Genomic DNA, 15830 nt, shown 5'->3' with positions numbered 1-15830 from the left:
CAACACTCCCTGCCTGCAATGATGCTGATATGGCGTAACTCGGGCCAGACGGATCACCGACAATAGTCCATGCGTAGACTTACTTCAGTACCCCCGGCACTGGTCAAATCGCTGCAACATGCCTTTATAAGCGCCCTTGTTCAAGTAAGCTTGCGACGTATGCGCCTACGCCCACGTGAACATCACGAAGCGTTTTTTCGTAGCCTGCGGCGCGCAACTGCGACAAGTCGGCTTGAGTATGACTTTGGTAGCGGCCTTTAAGATCGTCGGGAAAAGGAATGTATTGAATTAATCGCTGCTCGACCAGTTCGCGCAACGATAGGCTGGGCAGATTGTGGTGTACCCGCAGTGAGTTCACGACGGTCTGAGCAATATCGTTGAAGGGTTGAGCCCTTCCGGTACCGCAGTTGAAGATGCCGGATTTTTCCGGATGGTCTAGAAAAAACAAATTTACGTCGACCACATCGTCCACATAGATGAAGTCGCGTGACTGCCCACCATCGGCATAGCCATCCCAGCCACCGAACAATCGCACATGCCCTTCTGCCTTGAACTGATTCATGTTGTGAAAAGCAACCGACGCCATGCGACCCTTGTGCTGTTCGTTCGGCCCATAAACATTGAAGTAGCGCAAGCCCACCACCGGAGCCGTCAGCGTATTCAAATGGCGACGCAAAACCTGGTCAAACAAAAATTTTGAGTAACCATAAACATTCAGGGGCGATTCGTATGAAGCGTGCTCTGTGTAAACCGGTCCCGCACCGTACACGGCTGCCGACGATGCGTAAATAAGCGGAATCTTGCTCGCCTGGCAAAACTGGAACAATTCCAGCGTGACCCGGTAATTGTTATCGAGCATATATTGCCCATTGCGCTCAGTGGTATCCGAGCAAGCGCCCTGATGGAAAACGGCCTCGATATTCTCGAACTGACCGCGTGCAACACGTTGGCGAAACTCGTCCTTGTGCAGATAATCGGCAATTTCGCCGTCTACCAGATTAACGAACTTATCGCCTTCGGTAAGGTCGTCAACCACGAGAATATCGGTGTAGCCCCGACGATTCAATCCACGGACAAGATTACTGCCAATGAAGCCCGCGCCTCCGGTTACTACTATCATGATAATTCCTCCGCTGTGACGATCGACGTGCCTAATTTTCCTACTACAACGCCACCGGCTCGATTAGCCCATAGGACGGCATCAAACCATTCCAGGCCCGCTGCCCGCGTAACGGCCAGCGTGGCCAGCACCGTGTCGCCGGCACCCGATACATCAAATACTTCATGGGCGTGTGCATCTGTATGCTGGCGTCCCTGCTCAGTGAATAAGGTCATGCCCTGCTCGGACCGCGTCACCAGCAAAGCATCAAGCCCCAGATCGGAACGCAATTTCTGTGCACGTACTTCAAGCTCTTCCTCGGTCTGCCAGCGACCCACAGCTTCTTGCATTTCAGATCGATTGGGCGTAATCATGGTCGCGCCATGATAACGCTGGTATTGATGGCCCTTTGGATCAACCAATACGGGGACGCCGGCTTCACGAGCCGCCACGATCAATGCCTCGACATGCGAAAGCGCGCCCTTGGCATAATCGGAGAGCACCAGAATATCGTGTTGGGCAATAAGGCCGCGAGCCCGGACTGAGAGTTCAGCAAGACCCTGCGTGCCCGGCACTTCTTCGAAGTCAACGCGCAGAAGTTGCTGCTGACGCCCCAGAACTCGCATTTTCAAGGTAGTGGGAGCCGTATGATCGGCAACCAGACATCCATTGATCCCCGCCTCGTGCACGAGAGTGCTGATTTTGTCGCCAGCTTCGTCCACACCAATGAGCCCAAGTAAAGTTGCCTTAGCACCAAGGGCGACGATGTTGCGCGCTACATTGGCCGCCCCACCCAGACGATCTTCCCGTCGCGCCACACGCACCACCGGCACGGGCGCCTCGGGCGAAATACGCTCGACTTCGCCGAACCAATAGCGATCCAGCATCACATCGCCCGCCACAAGCACTTTTACCTGGCTTACCGCCTGGACCGGAAAAACCATCATTTCATTTCCTCGAGGCGGCGGGGTTCATAGGTTTCCCAGGAGTTGCAACCGGGACACTGCCAGTAATAATTGCGCGCTTCGAAACCGCATACCCGGCAGGAATAACGATCCAATCGTTGTGTATGCTTATGAATCAGGGAACGCAGTAGATTGAGATCGGCCCCCGACCCTGCATCGGTCGTCGAAGCCAAAGGTGCAAGCGGATTCCCGCTTGCCGGAACCTGTGGCGTAACGTTGGATGAGCCTTGCGTTGCGAGTTCGGCCTCTAACAGGCGATCCAGACCCAGTAAAGAAGGATGGGCGCGCAGCGATTCACGTGCGAACGCCCAGGCTGGCGTATAGCCTTCTTGCGCACGGAGCTCGCGGAACACCACATTGAACGTTTCTAGTGAAGGGTAGCGCATGTAGTGATTACGAAGCAGTTGCAGCCCTTCAACCTGTTGCCCTGCCTGTCGATAGCTTTCGAGAATATCGGCCGCGACAAGGCTCGCATATTCTGGAGCAATATTCAGGACCGACACGAGGTAGCTTCGTTGACGCTCAGGCTTGTTATTGAGTCGAGCTAAATGAGCCCGCAGCATGGCTATTCTGGCTTCTGACGCCTGCCCTCGGGTTTGGCCACGCAATGCACTAGCGGCGTTATCAGCAGCATCGAGCGCCTCTTCGGCAGCCAGAATGTCAGGTGGCTTGATTGCCATCGCTGCTACCGCGCGTTCGCACTGATAATGCACCAACTGCGGGACGGGCTCATCGACCAATGCCCGGAGTCGCTTGACCGCTTCAATGGCGCGTGGCCAGTCGTGTTCGGACTCGTAGATTCGTATCAGTGCCCTGACGGCCGGAACCGCAAAGCGTGTATCCAGCACGTGCTCGAACGCTTGCTCGGCGCGATCAAGCATGCCCGCTTTCAGAAAGTCCTGAGCCAATTCGTGTTGGGCATTTTCACGATCGACTTGAGGCAGGTCAGCACGCGCCAGCAAACTTTGATGCACCCGAATCGCCCGCTCCATTTCGCCACGGCGCCGAAAAAGGCTACCCAAAGCAAAGTGCAATTCAGTCGTTTCGGGATCGAGCTTCGCCACTTCGACGAAGGCATCGATGGCGCGATCAGGCTCCTCGTTGAGAAGAAAGTTCAGCCCCTTGAAATACGAGTTGGGCAAAGTGCGTGTTTCGGACAGCATCTGTCGGATATCCACGCGTGCTGCGATCCAGCCCAACGCGAAGAGCAATGGCAAGAAAATTAACCACCAAGGTTCAAAATCCACTCTGTAAAACCTCAGCTTAATTTACAAGGGGGCCAATGGAGCAACCGTTTCAGGCGCCAGCGCCTCGCCCGGAACATTGGGATGCCGCAGTTTTTCTTCCAAACGCGCTAAATCGCGCCTGAGTTTATTGGCTTCGCGACGACGACGCACCACTGAAGGCGCTGCCACGAGCAAACCGAAGACCACGCCAAGAACGAACACCGAAAGCATGACTACGATGAGCGGCACGCCCGTCACGACATGGTCGGCGAAAAAATTGACGTCGACAGGGCCCGTATTTTTCAGGGCGAACATCAAGACAACAATGAACACCAGCAGTCGCAATATCCAGACGAGATAACGCATGATGAATACTCCAGTAAATCAGGATTTGGACAATTGTAAGGGGAATAGCCGACAATACTTTGAGGGTCACAAAAGAAAAACAGGCCCTCACAATGGAGGGCCTGCATACATCGGCAATACCTGCAACGGATAGCCCGGATTAACGTCGTATGACCCGGGCCAAAAGACTTAGCCGTGCATAATACGCGTATCGAAGTGTCCTAACGTGAACGCCGATTCGCTGGCAGCAGCCTTGACTTCATCGTCATACGCTGAGTCAACGCGCTCGCGCAATTCTTTGCCGGCTTTGAAGTGCGGCACCTGTTTACCAGGCACCATCACTTTTTCACCTGACTTGGGATTACGACCGATGCGCGGCGAACGTTCGGACAAGGAAAAGCTCCCGAAGCCGCGAATCTCGATGCGCTGACCACTGACCAGAGCCTGGGTCATGGCATCGAGTACCGTTTTCACGGCATAGTCCGTATCACGCACTGCCAGTTGCGGGTAGCGACTGGCGAGTATCGCTATCAGTTCTGACTTGGTCACACCAATTAACCGTCGTCGCGCTGCTGATCAAGCTTGGCTTTTAGCAAGGCACCCAAATTGGTAGTACCCGACGAAGCGCTGGCTTCCGACATGCGCTGTATGGTATCGGCAGTTTCCGCGGTGTCACGGGCCTTGATCGACAATTGGATCGAACGCGTCTTGCGGTCAATATTGAGAATCATTGCTTCAACGTTTTCACCAGCCTTAAGCGCAGTCGTTGCGTCTTCCACACGCCCGGTCGAAATTTCCGAAGCGCGCAAGTAGCCTTCAACGTCGAGCGACAGCGTTACAACAGCACCCTTGGCTTCCACCGACTTGATGACGCCAGGAACTACAGCACCCTTGTCGTACGTTGCCACAAAGTTGTTGAACGGATCGCCTTCAAGCTGTTTGATACCCAGCGAGATGCGTTCCTTGTCGGTGTCGATACCCAGAACCACTGCATCGATTTCGTCGCCCTTCTTGAAGTTGCGAACCGCTTCTTCACCAGTTTCTGTCCAGGACAAATCAGACAAGTGAACCAGGCCATCGATACCACCAGGCAAACCAACAAACACGCCAAAGTCGGTGATCGACTTGATGGCGCCGCGAACCTTGTCGCCGCGCTTGAAGTTGATGGAGAACTCTTCCCATGGATTGGCACGGCATTGTTTCATGCCCAGCGAAATACGGCGGCGGTCTTCGTCGATTTCAAGGACCATGACTTCGACTTCTTCACCCAAGGTGACAACCTTGCGTGGGTCGACGTTTTTGTTGGTCCAGTCCATTTCGGAGACGTGAACCAGGCCTTCGATACCGGCTTCGACTTCAACGAATGCACCGTAATCGGTAAGGTTCGTGACCTTGCCGAACAGACGTGTGCCTTGGGGATAGCGGCGAGCAAGGCCCACCCATGGGTCTTCGCCCAGCTGCTTGACGCCCAGGGAAACGCGGCTCTTTTCTTGATCGAACTTGAGCACTTTGGCTTCGACTTCTTGACCGACTTGCAAGACTTCCGAAGGGTGACGCACGCGACGCCATGCCATATCGGTAATGTGCAACAAGCCATCGATACCGCCGAGGTCGACGAATGCGCCGTAATCGGTGATATTTTTGACAACGCCCTTAACCACAGCGCCTTCGCTGAGGGTTTCAAGCAGTTTCTGACGCTCTTCGCCCATGCTGGCTTCAAGTACCGAGCGACGCGACAGCACAACGTTGTTGCGCTTGCGATCGAGCTTGATAACCTTGAATTCCATGGTCTTGCCCTCGTAGGGCGTTGTGTCCTTGACAGGACGCAAGTCAACCAGTGAACCAGGAAGGAAGGCGCGAATACCATTGGTCATGACCGTCAGGCCACCCTTTACCTTGCCGGTAATGGTGCCTGTAACCATCTCACCAGACTCAAGAGCCTGTTCCAGCTGCAGCCAGGCCGACAAGCGTTTGGCGCGATCACGCGACAGGATGGTATCGCCGTAACCGTTTTCGAGCGAATCAATGGCAACCGAAACGAAGTCGCCAGGTTGGACTTCTAGCTCGCCCTGATCGTTCAGGAACTCTTCCAGAGGAATCAATGCCTCGGATTTGAGGCCGGCATTAACCACGACAAAATTGTGATCGATGCGTACGACTTCGGCCGAAATAACTTCACCGGACTTCATGTCCTGGTTTTTAATACTTTCGGCAAACAGGTCGGCAAAGCTTTCACCGCCGGTGGCGGCAGAGGTGGAAATGGTGGACATTAAATGAAATCCATAAGCCAGGATGGCTGTTAAAAACACACCAGGGAAAAACGCCCCAGTGGAGTAAAAAATAATTCCAGACTGGCAAATAGCGCAGTAATTGCGCCTATTGTGTCGCCGAGAACCCCAGACTCGACCAAAAATCGAGCACTACCTCGACCGTTTCATCGATACTTAAACATGATGAATCGACCGTCTTGGCGTCTGCCGCCGCAACAAGCGGCGCGGTCGCCCTAGTACGATCACGCTCATCGCGCGCCCGCATGTCTTCCAACAAGCCCGATAGGTTAGCAGAAAATCCCTTTTCCTTCAACTGCTTACAGCGCCTTTCCGCCCTCGCCCGTACATCGGCTACCAAAAATATCTTCAAAGCAGCATCTGGAAAGACCACGGTGCCCATGTCCCGCCCGTCGGCAACGAGCCCTGGAGCCATTCGGAAGGCACGTTGGCGATCGAGCAATGCCTTGCGCAATGCCGGGTAGGTGGCGATTTTGGATGCTAGATTTCCTACACTTTCCTGCCTGATCAGTGCGGCAACATCGTGGCCCGACAGCAACACCCGATCGCCGTGAAAAGCAACATCAAGCTGTTCAGCGACACGGGCCACTGCATTCTCGTCATCAGCGTCGACACCCTGCCGCTGCACGGCCAGTGCGGTAAGCCGGTATAGAGCGCCACTATCGAGCACTGTCCAGCCCAGAGCCTCCGCCACGCGGTGAGCGATCGTACCCTTTCCCGAGGCGGTGGGACCATCGATAGTGATAACGGGAAACGGAGATGACAACGCGTTCATGCGTGTACCAAGCCTTGAAATACCGAAAAATAGTCGGGGAAAGTTTTGCTCACGCAATCGGGGTCCAGAATTGTTATCGGTACAGGACCAAATGCGGCTAGCGAAAAGCACATCGCCATGCGGTGGTCGTCGTAGGTTTCTATACTGGCCGCTCGCCATTGCGATGGCTCTACCGGATACACCCGTATCCAGTCCGGGCCCGACTCCACTTTGGCTCCAAGCTTCGACAGTTCGGTATGCATGGCATGAATACGGTCGGTCTCCTTGACTCGCCAACTGCCGATATTACGCAAGGTGCAAGGCCCATCGGCATACAACGCAAGCGTGGCAGCGGTCATGGCGGCATCGGGAATCAGATTGAAATCGCGATCAAACGATTTCAGCTTCTGACCCTGCGAAACACGCACCCCCCCCACTTCGATGGATTCAGGGTGGCGCACGACCGTCGCTCCCATGGACTCTATTACGTCAGCGAAGGCCATATCACCTTGTATGCTTTGCGAGCCGGCGCCATGAATGTGAATCGGGCCGCCGCCAATGGCGCCCAAGGCCATGAAATATGAAGCGGTTGACGCGTCGCCCTCGATATGGATGCTACCTGGCGATTGGTAATGCGAACCGGCGGGCACGATGAATCGGTGCCAATCTTGCCGCTGCACCTGCACCCCGAACTGCGCCATAAGATTCAGCGTGATCAGAATGTAGGGCTTTGAAATAAGTTCGCCCTCGACATCGATGATCAGGTCTTCTGCAGCGCCTGCCGTTTGTATAGGGGCTGCCAATAATAGAGCGGTAAGGAACTGGCTGGACACCGAACCCTTTACCTTGACTGGAGCGCGCGCACCAATGACACCAGGCTGGATCAACAGCGGCGGATAACCAGTACTACCTTGATATTGGATGTCGGCACCAAGCGCGATGAGCGCGTCGACCAGGTCGCCGATAGGCCGTTCGTGCATCCGCGCCACTCCGGAAAGACGGTAGTCTCCGCCCATAAGCGCCAACGCAGCGGTTAACGGACGAAATGCCGTGCCGGCGTTACCCAGAAAGATATCCGCCTGCTTTACCATAAACGGACTTCCGCCCTGCACCTGAACTTTGGTGGCTCCCGTATCGGTGACTGGCACACCCAATTGTCTTAATGCAGCAAGCATCACACGGGTATCATCGGAATCCAGCAAGCCATCAAGCTGCGTCGTGCCGGTGGCCAACGCTGCCAGAAGCAACACGCGATTCGAGATACTTTTCGAGCCGGGAAGATCGACCTGGCCAGCGGCTACGCTGACAGGCTCCAAACACAAGTCAGAACTGACTGTCATGTCAAACCGCTCCTGCTACCCCAAAAGCGGCGCGCCAGGGCCGCATGTTCCAAGAAATCCTGCAATTCTGTACCGTCGCCTTCCTGTAAGGCCTGCTCTGCCCGAGACAATGCCGCCTTCACCTCTTGGATCTCGGCCAGGACTGCGGTTCTATTGGCCAGGAATATATCGCGCCATACTTCGGGCGAGCCAGCCGCGATCCGTGTGAAGTCGCGGAATCCACTTCCGGCCAATGCCATTCTCAGATCCGAATCCTCGGCCGAGGCGACCTGCCACATAAAAACTGACGAAAGAAAGTGCGGCACATGACTTACCGAGGCGAGTATCGTGTCATGCACGTCGGCATCCATTGCCATCACGCGCGCACCACAACGTTCCCATACCCGAGTCAAATAAGCTTTGTCGGCTGCGGTGTTTTCATCTAAAGGGGTCAGTACGACAGTGCGGCCATGATAAAGATCCGCTTGCGCGGCTTCGGGGCCGGTCGTCTCCGCACCCGCTATTGGATGTGCCGGAATGAATTGTCCGATCCGATCACCCAATACGGCCCGTGCCGCGGCAACCACATTAGCTTTGGTGCTTCCGGCATCAGTGATTAGCGTATTCGGACGTAAAAAGGGTTTGAGGCTGGACAGCGTCGATTCCATTGCCCCTACTGGCATGGCCAGAAAGATCAGGTCAGCCTCTTCGGCGGCCTGCTTCAGGCTTACAATTTCGTCGATCAGGCCCAGTTCGCGCGCTTGAGCCAGCGATGAGGGTTGCCGCCCTACACCCAGGACCCGGCCTACCGCAGTGCGATCGCGCAATGCGGCGGCAAAGGAGCCTCCGATGAGGCCCACGCCTATCACGGCAAGAACGGGCACCAGGGGTGTCGCAGCAGCTGCTTCAGTGGAAATGGCGCTCATGAGCGGACAAGCGGGCTAACGGCCAAGGCCGCCCCCGAGACAACGCGTTGAAAAACGTCGACATTCATGGGTTGAACCATTATTACTGGCTGGGATAGGATCCCAGCACCTTGAAGAAAGCGACCTGCTTTTTAAGTTCAGCTAAGGCCTGTGCCACAGATGGCTCGTTGCGATGGCCCTGCAGATCGACATAAAAGTAGTATTCCCATTGCCCGGTGCGTGCCGGCCTGGATTCCAGGCGAGTCATGGACACCTTGTTGGCAGCCAAGGGCGCCAACATATCGTATACCGCCCCAGCTCGATTAGGGACAGCCAGAATAATGCTGGTTTTATCGCTGCCGCTTGGCAGTGTCTCGATGGCGCCAACGGCCAGGAACCGCGTACGATTCTGTGGATCGTCTTGAATTCCTGAGGCCACCACCTGCAGATCCCACGCCTGTGCAGCGGTGGAACCCGCAATAGCCGCAACGGTAGGATCAAGTGAAGCTATACGGGCGGCTTCGCCATTGCTGGATGCCGCGTCTCGTACCAGTTTGGGGTAATGCTGCGTCAACCATGATTGGCATTGGGCCAGCGCTTGGGGATGTGCCATCACACGCGTCACGCCTTCAAGGGTGCCGGACTGCGTCATCAAATTATGATGTATCTTTATCGACCGTTCGCCCAGGACTTTCAACGGCGAGTTCAGCAGCAAATCCAATGTACGATTTACGGCACCCTCGGTCGAGTTCTCGACCGGCACCATTCCAACATTGGCCTGACCGGCCTCGACCGCACGAAAGACCTCATCGAAAGAATCGCAACGCAAACGCGTCACAGCGTGGCCAAAGTGTTCGAACGCGGCCTGCTCGGAAAAAGACCCTTGCGGACCAAGATAAGCCACCGTCAGTACGCTTTCGAGCCCCCGGCACGTAGAAATAATCTGCGTCCAAACAGCATCGATGGCTTCGTCCGTAAAAGGCCCTTTGTTCAGCTCCTGCAAGCGACGGACAACCATCGCTTCACGCTCGGGCTTCAACACGGCGGCGCCATCGACATCGAAGTCCTGCTTGATCTTGCCCACTTCTTGAGCCGCCTGGGCGCGCTGGTTCAAAAGTGCGAGAATCTGTTCGTCGAGCGAATCGATCAGTTTGCGCACAGGTAACAAGCGGGCTTGCAAAGAATTATCCATATCGACGTTCAAAATCCTGCATATACGAAATGAGGGCCTGCACCCCTTCCATGGGAACTGCGTTGTAAATGGATGCGCGCATTCCACCAACGCTTTTGTGCCCTTTAAGCTGCATCAGGCCCGCAGCGTCGGCCTGAGCAAGAAAGTTACTATTCAAGGATTCGTCACGCAGGAAAAATGGCACGTTCATGCGTGAGCGCGAGCCGACATGAACCCGGCTCAGATAAAAATCAGACGTATCGAGATACGAGTACAAGGCTTCAGCTTTGGCGATATTAGCTGCTTCGATGGCTTCTACGCCACCTTGACGCTGCAACCACTTAAAGACCAGCCCGGCAATATAGATGGCGTAAGTCGGAGGCGTATTGAACATTGAATCGGCCCCCGCTACGTTGGCGTAGTCAAATGCCGATGGGCAAGTGGGCATAGCGTGGCCCACAAGTTCTTTGCGCACAATTACGACCGTGACGCCGGCAGGACCGGCATTCTTCTGGGCTCCGGCGTACACCATCGAGGCCTTTGAAAAATCAATGGTCCGCGACAGGAAGTGCGAAGAAGCATCCGCCACCAACGGGACATCCGGCGCGCCGAGCGCAGCCATATCGGGCCAGGCAGAAAACTCGACGCCGCCTATGGTCTCGTTGCTGCACAAGTGCAAGTACGAAGCATCGGAACGCAACTGCCAACTGTCGACGGCCGGAAACCATGTCCAAGGCGATTGGGTTTGACCATCCAGCATTATCTCGCTCCCGCTGGAAGCCGCTACGGCGATATCGCCATAACGCTCGGCTTCCTTGTGGGACTTGTTCGACCATATGCCCGACAATATGTAGTCGGCCTTACCCGAACTGCGTCGACCTATCAGGTTTAAAGGAACAATGGCGTTTTCGGCCGTTGCACCGCCCTGCATGAACAAGACCTCATAGTCTTCGGGTACCGCCAATAGCTCGCGTAGGTCTGCTTCGGCCTCGTTCCGTATTTGCGTGAACTGCTTGCCGCGATGGCTCATTTCCATTACCGACATGCCGGAGCCATGCCAGTCAGTCATTTCTTCAGCGGCTTGCTGCAGCACTTCGAGCGGCAAGGCCGAAGGGCCTGCCGAAAAATTCCAGGGGCGCATCAAGAGTTATCCTCGGGATCGTCTTGGGCAGAATCGGAGTCCGCGGAGCCATCAGATTCATTCGAATCGGAATCAGCCTGCTCATTGGCATCGTCGACGTCCGTCGCCGTAGCATCCTGCGCCGAATCCACGATTTCACCGTTGTCATCGAGCTCTGTCGAATCGTCATCGGTGTCAGCGTCACTTTCGACCACTCGACGCACGCCCTGCAACATGCTGTTTTCGTCTACGCTGATCAAGGTTACGCCTTGAGTTGCGCGACCCATCTCGCGGATCTCGGAAACCCGGGTACGAACCAGCACGCCACCGGTTGTAATCAGCATGATTTCGTCGGACGGTTCGACCAGCACTGCGCCCACGACTTTGCCGTTACGGGCGGAAGTCTGAATGGCAATCATGCCCTTGGTGCCGCGACCATGACGGGTATATTCCACAATCGATGTGCGCTTGCCGAAGCCGTTCTCAGTGGCCGTAAGCACGCTTTGGGTTTCGTCGCCGGCAACGAGCATCGCGATGACGGACTGCGCTTCTTCCAGCATCATGCCGCGCACTCCGCGAGCAGTACGCCCCATGGGCCGCACGTCGTTTTCGTCGAAACGAACCGCCTTGCCGGAGTCGGAGAACAGCATGACGTCGTGCTTGCCGTCGGTCAGGTCGGCACCGATCAGATAATCGCCCTCGTCCAGCGCAACGGCAATAATGCCGGCTTTGCGGGGATTGGAGAAATCGGACAGCGGCGTCTTCTTAACTGTGCCGCGCGACGTCGCCATGAACACATAGTGATCTTCGCTGAACTCTTTGACCGCCAGAACCACCGTGATCTTTTCGCCGTCGACCAAGGGGAACATATTGACGATAGGACGACCACGTGACCCGCGTGAGCCTTGTGGAACCTCCCAGACTTTGAGCCAGTAGAGTCGTCCGCGATCGGAGAAGCACAGTAAATAATCGTGGGTGTTCGCAATGAACAACTGATCGATCCAGTCGTTCTCTTTCATGGTCGTTGCCTGCTTGCCGCGGCCGCCACGCTTCTGGGCGCGGTATTCAGACAAAGGCTGGCTCTTTATATAGCCCGTTTGGGAAAGGGTCACCACCATGTCCATGGGGGTGATCAAATCTTCGGTATCGAGTTCCGTGGCGTTGTATTCGATTTCGGAGCGACGTTCGTCTTTAGCATTGGTAGAGAATTCAAGCTTTATTGCCAATAACTCATCGCTGATGATCGCGGTGATGCGTTCGGGGCGGGCAAGAATATCAAGCAAATCGGAAATCGTCGACATGATGTCTTTGTACTCGTTGACGATCTTGTCTTGCTCCAGACCTGTCAGGCGTTGCAAACGCATGTTCAGGATTTCCTGCGCCTGCGTATCGCTTAATCGATACATGCCATCGCTTAGAAGACCAAACCCTTCTGGCAATGTCTCTGGTCGATAAGCTGCACGACCGCCTGGTGTGGTCCCTTCATCGGCACGCGACAGCATTTCACGCACCAAGGAGGAATCCCAGGGACGCGCCATCAAGTCCTGGCGGGCCACGGGTGGAGTCGGCGCCGCCTTGATAATGGCAATGAACTCGTCAATATTTGCTAGTGCGACGGCCAGTCCTTCCAGCACGTGGCCGCGTTCACGGGCCTTGCGCAACTGGAATACGGTGCGTCGTGTAACGACCTCGCGACGGTGGAACAGGAAATACTCCACCATTTGCTTAAGGTTCAACAGGCGGGGCTGGCCATCGACCAGTGCCACCATATTCATGCCGAACGTATCTTGCAGCTGAGTATGCTTGTACAGATTGTTAAGTATGACTTCAGGGACTTCGCCACGCTTGAGTTCAATAACAAGACGCATGCCGTCTTTGTCGGACTCGTCGCGGATGTCGGAGATACCTTCGATCTTCTTATCGTTGACGAGCTCCGCGATTCTTTCCTGCAGTGTCTTCTTATTTACCTGATATGGAATGGCATCGACAATAATGGACTGTCGATTGCTCTTTTCGATATCCTCGAAGTGAGTCTTGGCACGCATGATCAAGCGGCCGCGACCGGTGCGATAGCCTTCGCGCACACCGGACATACCGTAAATAATGCCGCCCGTAGGAAAGTCTGGGGCCGGAATCAGTTCAATAAGTTCGTCGATCGTGCATTCGGGATTGCGCAGGCAATACAGGCACCCCTCAATGACTTCCGCCAGATTATGCGGAGGTATGTTGGTCGCCATCCCGACGGCAATTCCCGAGCTTCCGTTAACCAGAAGATTCGGCAACCGCGAAGGCATTAATAAGGGTTCTTGTTCACTGCCATCGTAGTTAGGCCCGAAATCCACCGTTTCCTGGTCGATATCCGCCAGGAGTTCGTGAGCGATCTTGGCCAGCCGAATTTCGGTGTACCGCATGGCAGCCGCACTGTCGCCATCGATAGAGCCGAAGTTACCCTGGCCGTCGACAAGCATGTAGCGCAGCGAGAAGTCCTGCGCCATGCGAACGATGGTGTCGTAAACGGCCGAGTCACCATGAGGGTGATACTTACCGATTACGTCACCCACGATACGCGCCGACTTCTTGTAGGCCCGGTTCCAGTCATTATTCAGCTCGTGCATCGCGAACAAAACGCGCCGATGCACAGGCTTCAGGCCATCCCGAACGTCCGGTAAGGCACGCCCAACAATAACGCTCATGGCGTAATCGAGGTAACTGCGGCGCATTTCCTCTTCCAACGAAATTGGAAGGGTCTCCTTGGCAAAGGAATCCATAGATTGTCTAAAACGTAAAAATCGTGAAACTGGACCGATGACGGGCGAATGGGAAATTCTAACACTTGCACCTTCACCCGCCTCTTCTACAACTCGGCTGCCCTATATAGAGTGAAAAAAGCTTGGCGTCATGGCGAGGATTCCGGTGCCCGCCCACCCCTGTAGCAAGGCCGCGTTGTTGTCAAAACCCAACAATAAACCGGGAGATAGGGTGGAAATCCGCATATCTACGCAATATGCATCGTTCGGGCTTAACTAACCACCCAGAAATGCCGTAAGATTCGCCCTAACACGCATGAAACCCAGCGCAATTCTTTGATTCAATCATAGCGTTGCTATACTGGCTCCGTTTTCTTGATATGCGGCGGGGGTTCGCTGCGGTCACTTACCAGCATTAAGCTCAACGAGGAGAAACATGAACAAACCCTCCAAAATCGCACTAGCACTCGCCATTGCAGCCACTTCGGCTTCTGGTGCAGTATCTGCGCAAACTGTCGATAACTGGCAAAATCCGTTCGGCGACGTTTGGAAAAACGGCACCAACGAATTGTGCTGGCGCGACAACTTCTGGACACCAGCTACCGGTATCCCCGGCTGCGACGGCGTACCAGTTGCTCAGGCGCAAGCTCCAGTGGTTGCTCCTACTTCCACTAAAGTTGTGTTGAATGCTGACACTTTCTTCGATTTCGACAAAGCCACGTTGAAACCCGAAGGCCGTCAAATCCTTGACCAAGTCGCTGCTCAAGCTGACACGATCAATCTGGAAACGCTCATCGCAACCGGCCATACTGACTCGATCGGTACTGAAAAGTACAACCAAGGTCTGTCGGAACGCCGTGCTAACACCGTCAAGAATTACCTGATTTCGAAAGGCATCGCTGCTGACCGTATCTATGCTGAAGGTAAAGGCGAAACGAGCCCAGTTGCTTCCAACTCGACTCGTGAAGGCCGCGCACAGAACCGTCGCGTAGAGATCGAAATCGTCGGCGTTCGCAAGTAATACCCAGTTGTAATACTTGTTGCGTTAGACGCTACAATAAGGGCTCCGCACTGCGGGGCCCTTATTCATTGCTGGCCGGCCTGCTTGCCACGCCGGCGCTTATTAATTCAGCTTCGGACAGCCCATGAACGCAACCGCACAATCCAGCCATCCCAAAGCACCCAATGTAGACCAGGCTGAACTTGATAAGTTCAGTGCTCTGGCGTCGCGTTGGTGGGACCCCGAAAGCGAATTCAAACCTCTGCATGCCATCAACCCCCTTCGGCTAAGCTGGATCCTCGATCAGACAGGCCCTTTCAATGGAAAGAAGATAGTCGACGTCGGTTGCGGCGGCGGAATTCTAGCCGAAAGCATGGCCAAAGCCGGGGCCCAGGTTACCGGCATAGACCTGGCCGAAAAATCGTTGACCGTCGCCAGGCTGCACGGGCTTGAATCAGGTGTTCCTGTAAATTACCGAGCAATCAGTGCTGAGCAAATGGCCAGCGAGCATGCCGGTGAATTCGATATCGTTACTTGCATGGAAATGCTCGAGCATGTGCCCGACCCTGGTTCCATCGTGCAAGCATGCGCAACCTTGGTCAAACCCGGTGGTTGGGTCTTCTTCTCCACGCTTAACCGTAACCCCAAATCATTCCTGTTTGCCATCGTTGGCGCCGAATACTTATTGCGCATTCTGCCTCGGGGCACTCACAACTACGAAAACTTCATCAAGCCCAGCGAACTGGCTGCCTCGGTTCGTAAGGCCGGCCTTGCCACGACGACGCTGGCCGGAATGGAGTACAACCCCATAACTGACCTGTATAAAATCACCCGGGACACCTCGGTCAATTATCTGCTGGCATCCCGCCGCGAGAACTGAATCTGACATCC

14 protein-coding genes are annotated in these 15830 nt (G+C 55.0%); 2 read left to right on the top strand and 12 right to left on the bottom strand.

The window, feature by feature from the left end; genetic code table 11:
- Positions 1–124: 124 nt before the first annotated feature.
- From rfaD to gyrA, 12 genes are all read right to left on the bottom strand, one after another.
- Positions 125–1120 (bottom strand): ADP-glyceromanno-heptose 6-epimerase, encoded by a 996-nt coding sequence (gene rfaD / locus EKL30_RS14995; RefSeq protein WP_126708058.1) that lies wholly within the window; start codon positions 1118–1120, stop codon positions 125–127.
- The gene (rfaE1, locus tag EKL30_RS14990) at positions 1117–2046 is read right to left on the bottom strand and encodes a D-glycero-beta-D-manno-heptose-7-phosphate kinase (protein WP_126708057.1); all 930 of its coding nucleotides are present in this window, start codon (positions 2044–2046) and stop codon (positions 1117–1119) included. The genes rfaD and rfaE1 overlap by 4 nt, the downstream gene beginning before the upstream one ends.
- On the bottom strand, positions 2043–3311 hold the full coding sequence (gene lapB / locus EKL30_RS14985) for a lipopolysaccharide assembly protein LapB (protein WP_126708056.1): 1269 nt from the start codon (positions 3309–3311) through the stop codon (positions 2043–2045). Before lapB ends, rfaE1 begins: the two co-directional genes overlap by 4 nt.
- A gap of 21 nt (positions 3312–3332) precedes the next feature.
- The gene (locus EKL30_RS14980; RefSeq protein WP_126708055.1) at positions 3333–3656 is read right to left on the bottom strand and encodes a lipopolysaccharide assembly LapA domain-containing protein; all 324 of its coding nucleotides are present in this window, start codon (positions 3654–3656) and stop codon (positions 3333–3335) included.
- A 168-nt stretch (positions 3657–3824) separates the two neighbouring features.
- Positions 3825–4184 (bottom strand): integration host factor subunit beta, encoded by a 360-nt coding sequence (locus tag EKL30_RS14975; protein ID WP_126708054.1) that lies wholly within the window; start codon positions 4182–4184, stop codon positions 3825–3827.
- A 5-nt stretch (positions 4185–4189) separates the two neighbouring features.
- Positions 4190–5905, bottom strand: coding sequence for a 30S ribosomal protein S1 (rpsA, locus tag EKL30_RS14970; protein WP_126708053.1), 1716 nt, complete (start codon positions 5903–5905; stop codon positions 4190–4192).
- A gap of 106 nt (positions 5906–6011) precedes the next feature.
- Positions 6012–6698, bottom strand: coding sequence for a (d)CMP kinase (gene cmk, locus EKL30_RS14965; protein ID WP_126708052.1), 687 nt, complete (start codon positions 6696–6698; stop codon positions 6012–6014).
- Complete coding sequence (gene aroA, locus EKL30_RS14960) at positions 6695–8017, bottom strand: 3-phosphoshikimate 1-carboxyvinyltransferase (protein WP_126708051.1); 1323 nt, start codon at positions 8015–8017, stop codon at positions 6695–6697. The genes cmk and aroA overlap by 4 nt, the downstream gene beginning before the upstream one ends.
- Positions 8014–8922, bottom strand: coding sequence for a prephenate dehydrogenase/arogenate dehydrogenase family protein (locus EKL30_RS14955; RefSeq protein ID WP_126708050.1), 909 nt, complete (start codon positions 8920–8922; stop codon positions 8014–8016). The genes aroA and EKL30_RS14955 overlap by 4 nt, the downstream gene beginning before the upstream one ends.
- 82 nt (positions 8923–9004) lie before the next feature.
- Positions 9005–10093 carry a prephenate dehydratase gene (gene pheA, locus EKL30_RS14950; protein WP_126708049.1) on the bottom strand — a complete coding sequence of 363 codons (1089 nt, stop codon included), beginning with the start codon at positions 10091–10093 and terminating at the stop codon, positions 9005–9007.
- On the bottom strand, positions 10086–11213 hold the full coding sequence (gene serC / locus EKL30_RS14945; RefSeq protein WP_126708048.1) for a 3-phosphoserine/phosphohydroxythreonine transaminase: 1128 nt from the start codon (positions 11211–11213) through the stop codon (positions 10086–10088). Before serC ends, pheA begins: the two co-directional genes overlap by 8 nt.
- Positions 11213–13960 carry a DNA gyrase subunit A gene (gene gyrA / locus EKL30_RS14940; RefSeq protein WP_233583159.1) on the bottom strand — a complete coding sequence of 916 codons (2748 nt, stop codon included), beginning with the start codon at positions 13958–13960 and terminating at the stop codon, positions 11213–11215. Before gyrA ends, serC begins: the two co-directional genes overlap by 1 nt.
- A gap of 415 nt (positions 13961–14375) precedes the next feature.
- Here gyrA and ompA point away from each other — a divergent pair, with 415 nt between their 5' ends.
- Entirely contained in the window at positions 14376–14960 is a 585-nt protein-coding gene (gene ompA / locus EKL30_RS14935; RefSeq protein ID WP_126708047.1) for an outer membrane protein OmpA, read from the top strand.
- Between the two features lie 124 nt (positions 14961–15084).
- Entirely contained in the window at positions 15085–15819 is a 735-nt protein-coding gene (ubiG, locus tag EKL30_RS14930; protein WP_126708046.1) for a bifunctional 2-polyprenyl-6-hydroxyphenol methylase/3-demethylubiquinol 3-O-methyltransferase UbiG, read from the top strand.
- Positions 15820–15830: the final 11 nt, after the last annotated feature.

The organism is Candidimonas sp. SYP-B2681, assembly GCF_003971065.1.
GTDB lineage: Bacteria > Pseudomonadota > Gammaproteobacteria > Burkholderiales > Burkholderiaceae_B > Pollutimonas.
Note: the sequence above shows the minus strand (reverse complement) of the source record. Positions and strands in the feature narration are given on the sequence as shown.

What these genes read in the sequence shown, in the direction of transcription:
- rfaD (WP_126708058.1), bottom strand. Translation starts at nt 1,120, where the DNA reads ATGATAGTAGTAACCGGAGGCGCGGGCTTCATTGGCAGTAATCTTGTC.
- rfaE1 (WP_126708057.1), bottom strand. Translation starts at nt 2,046, where the DNA reads ATGATGGTTTTTCCGGTCCAGGCGGTAAGCCAGGTAAAAGTGCTTGTG.
- EKL30_RS14980 (WP_126708055.1), bottom strand. Translation starts at nt 3,656, where the DNA reads ATGCGTTATCTCGTCTGGATATTGCGACTGCTGGTGTTCATTGTTGTC.
- rpsA (WP_126708053.1), bottom strand. Translation starts at nt 5,905, where the DNA reads ATGTCCACCATTTCCACCTCTGCCGCCACCGGCGGTGAAAGCTTTGCC.
- cmk (WP_126708052.1), bottom strand. Translation starts at nt 6,698, where the DNA reads ATGAACGCGTTGTCATCTCCGTTTCCCGTTATCACTATCGATGGTCCC.
- aroA (WP_126708051.1), bottom strand. Translation starts at nt 8,017, where the DNA reads ATGACAGTCAGTTCTGACTTGTGTTTGGAGCCTGTCAGCGTAGCCGCT.
- EKL30_RS14955 (WP_126708050.1), bottom strand. Translation starts at nt 8,922, where the DNA reads ATGAGCGCCATTTCCACTGAAGCAGCTGCTGCGACACCCCTGGTGCCC.
- pheA (WP_126708049.1), bottom strand. Translation starts at nt 10,093, where the DNA reads ATGGATAATTCTTTGCAAGCCCGCTTGTTACCTGTGCGCAAACTGATC.
- serC (WP_126708048.1), bottom strand. Translation starts at nt 11,213, where the DNA reads ATGCGCCCCTGGAATTTTTCGGCAGGCCCTTCGGCCTTGCCGCTCGAA.
- gyrA (WP_233583159.1), bottom strand. Translation starts at nt 13,960, where the DNA reads ATGGATTCCTTTGCCAAGGAGACCCTTCCAATTTCGTTGGAAGAGGAA.
- ompA (WP_126708047.1), top strand. Translation starts at nt 14,376, where the DNA reads ATGAACAAACCCTCCAAAATCGCACTAGCACTCGCCATTGCAGCCACT.
- ubiG (WP_126708046.1), top strand. Translation starts at nt 15,085, where the DNA reads ATGAACGCAACCGCACAATCCAGCCATCCCAAAGCACCCAATGTAGAC.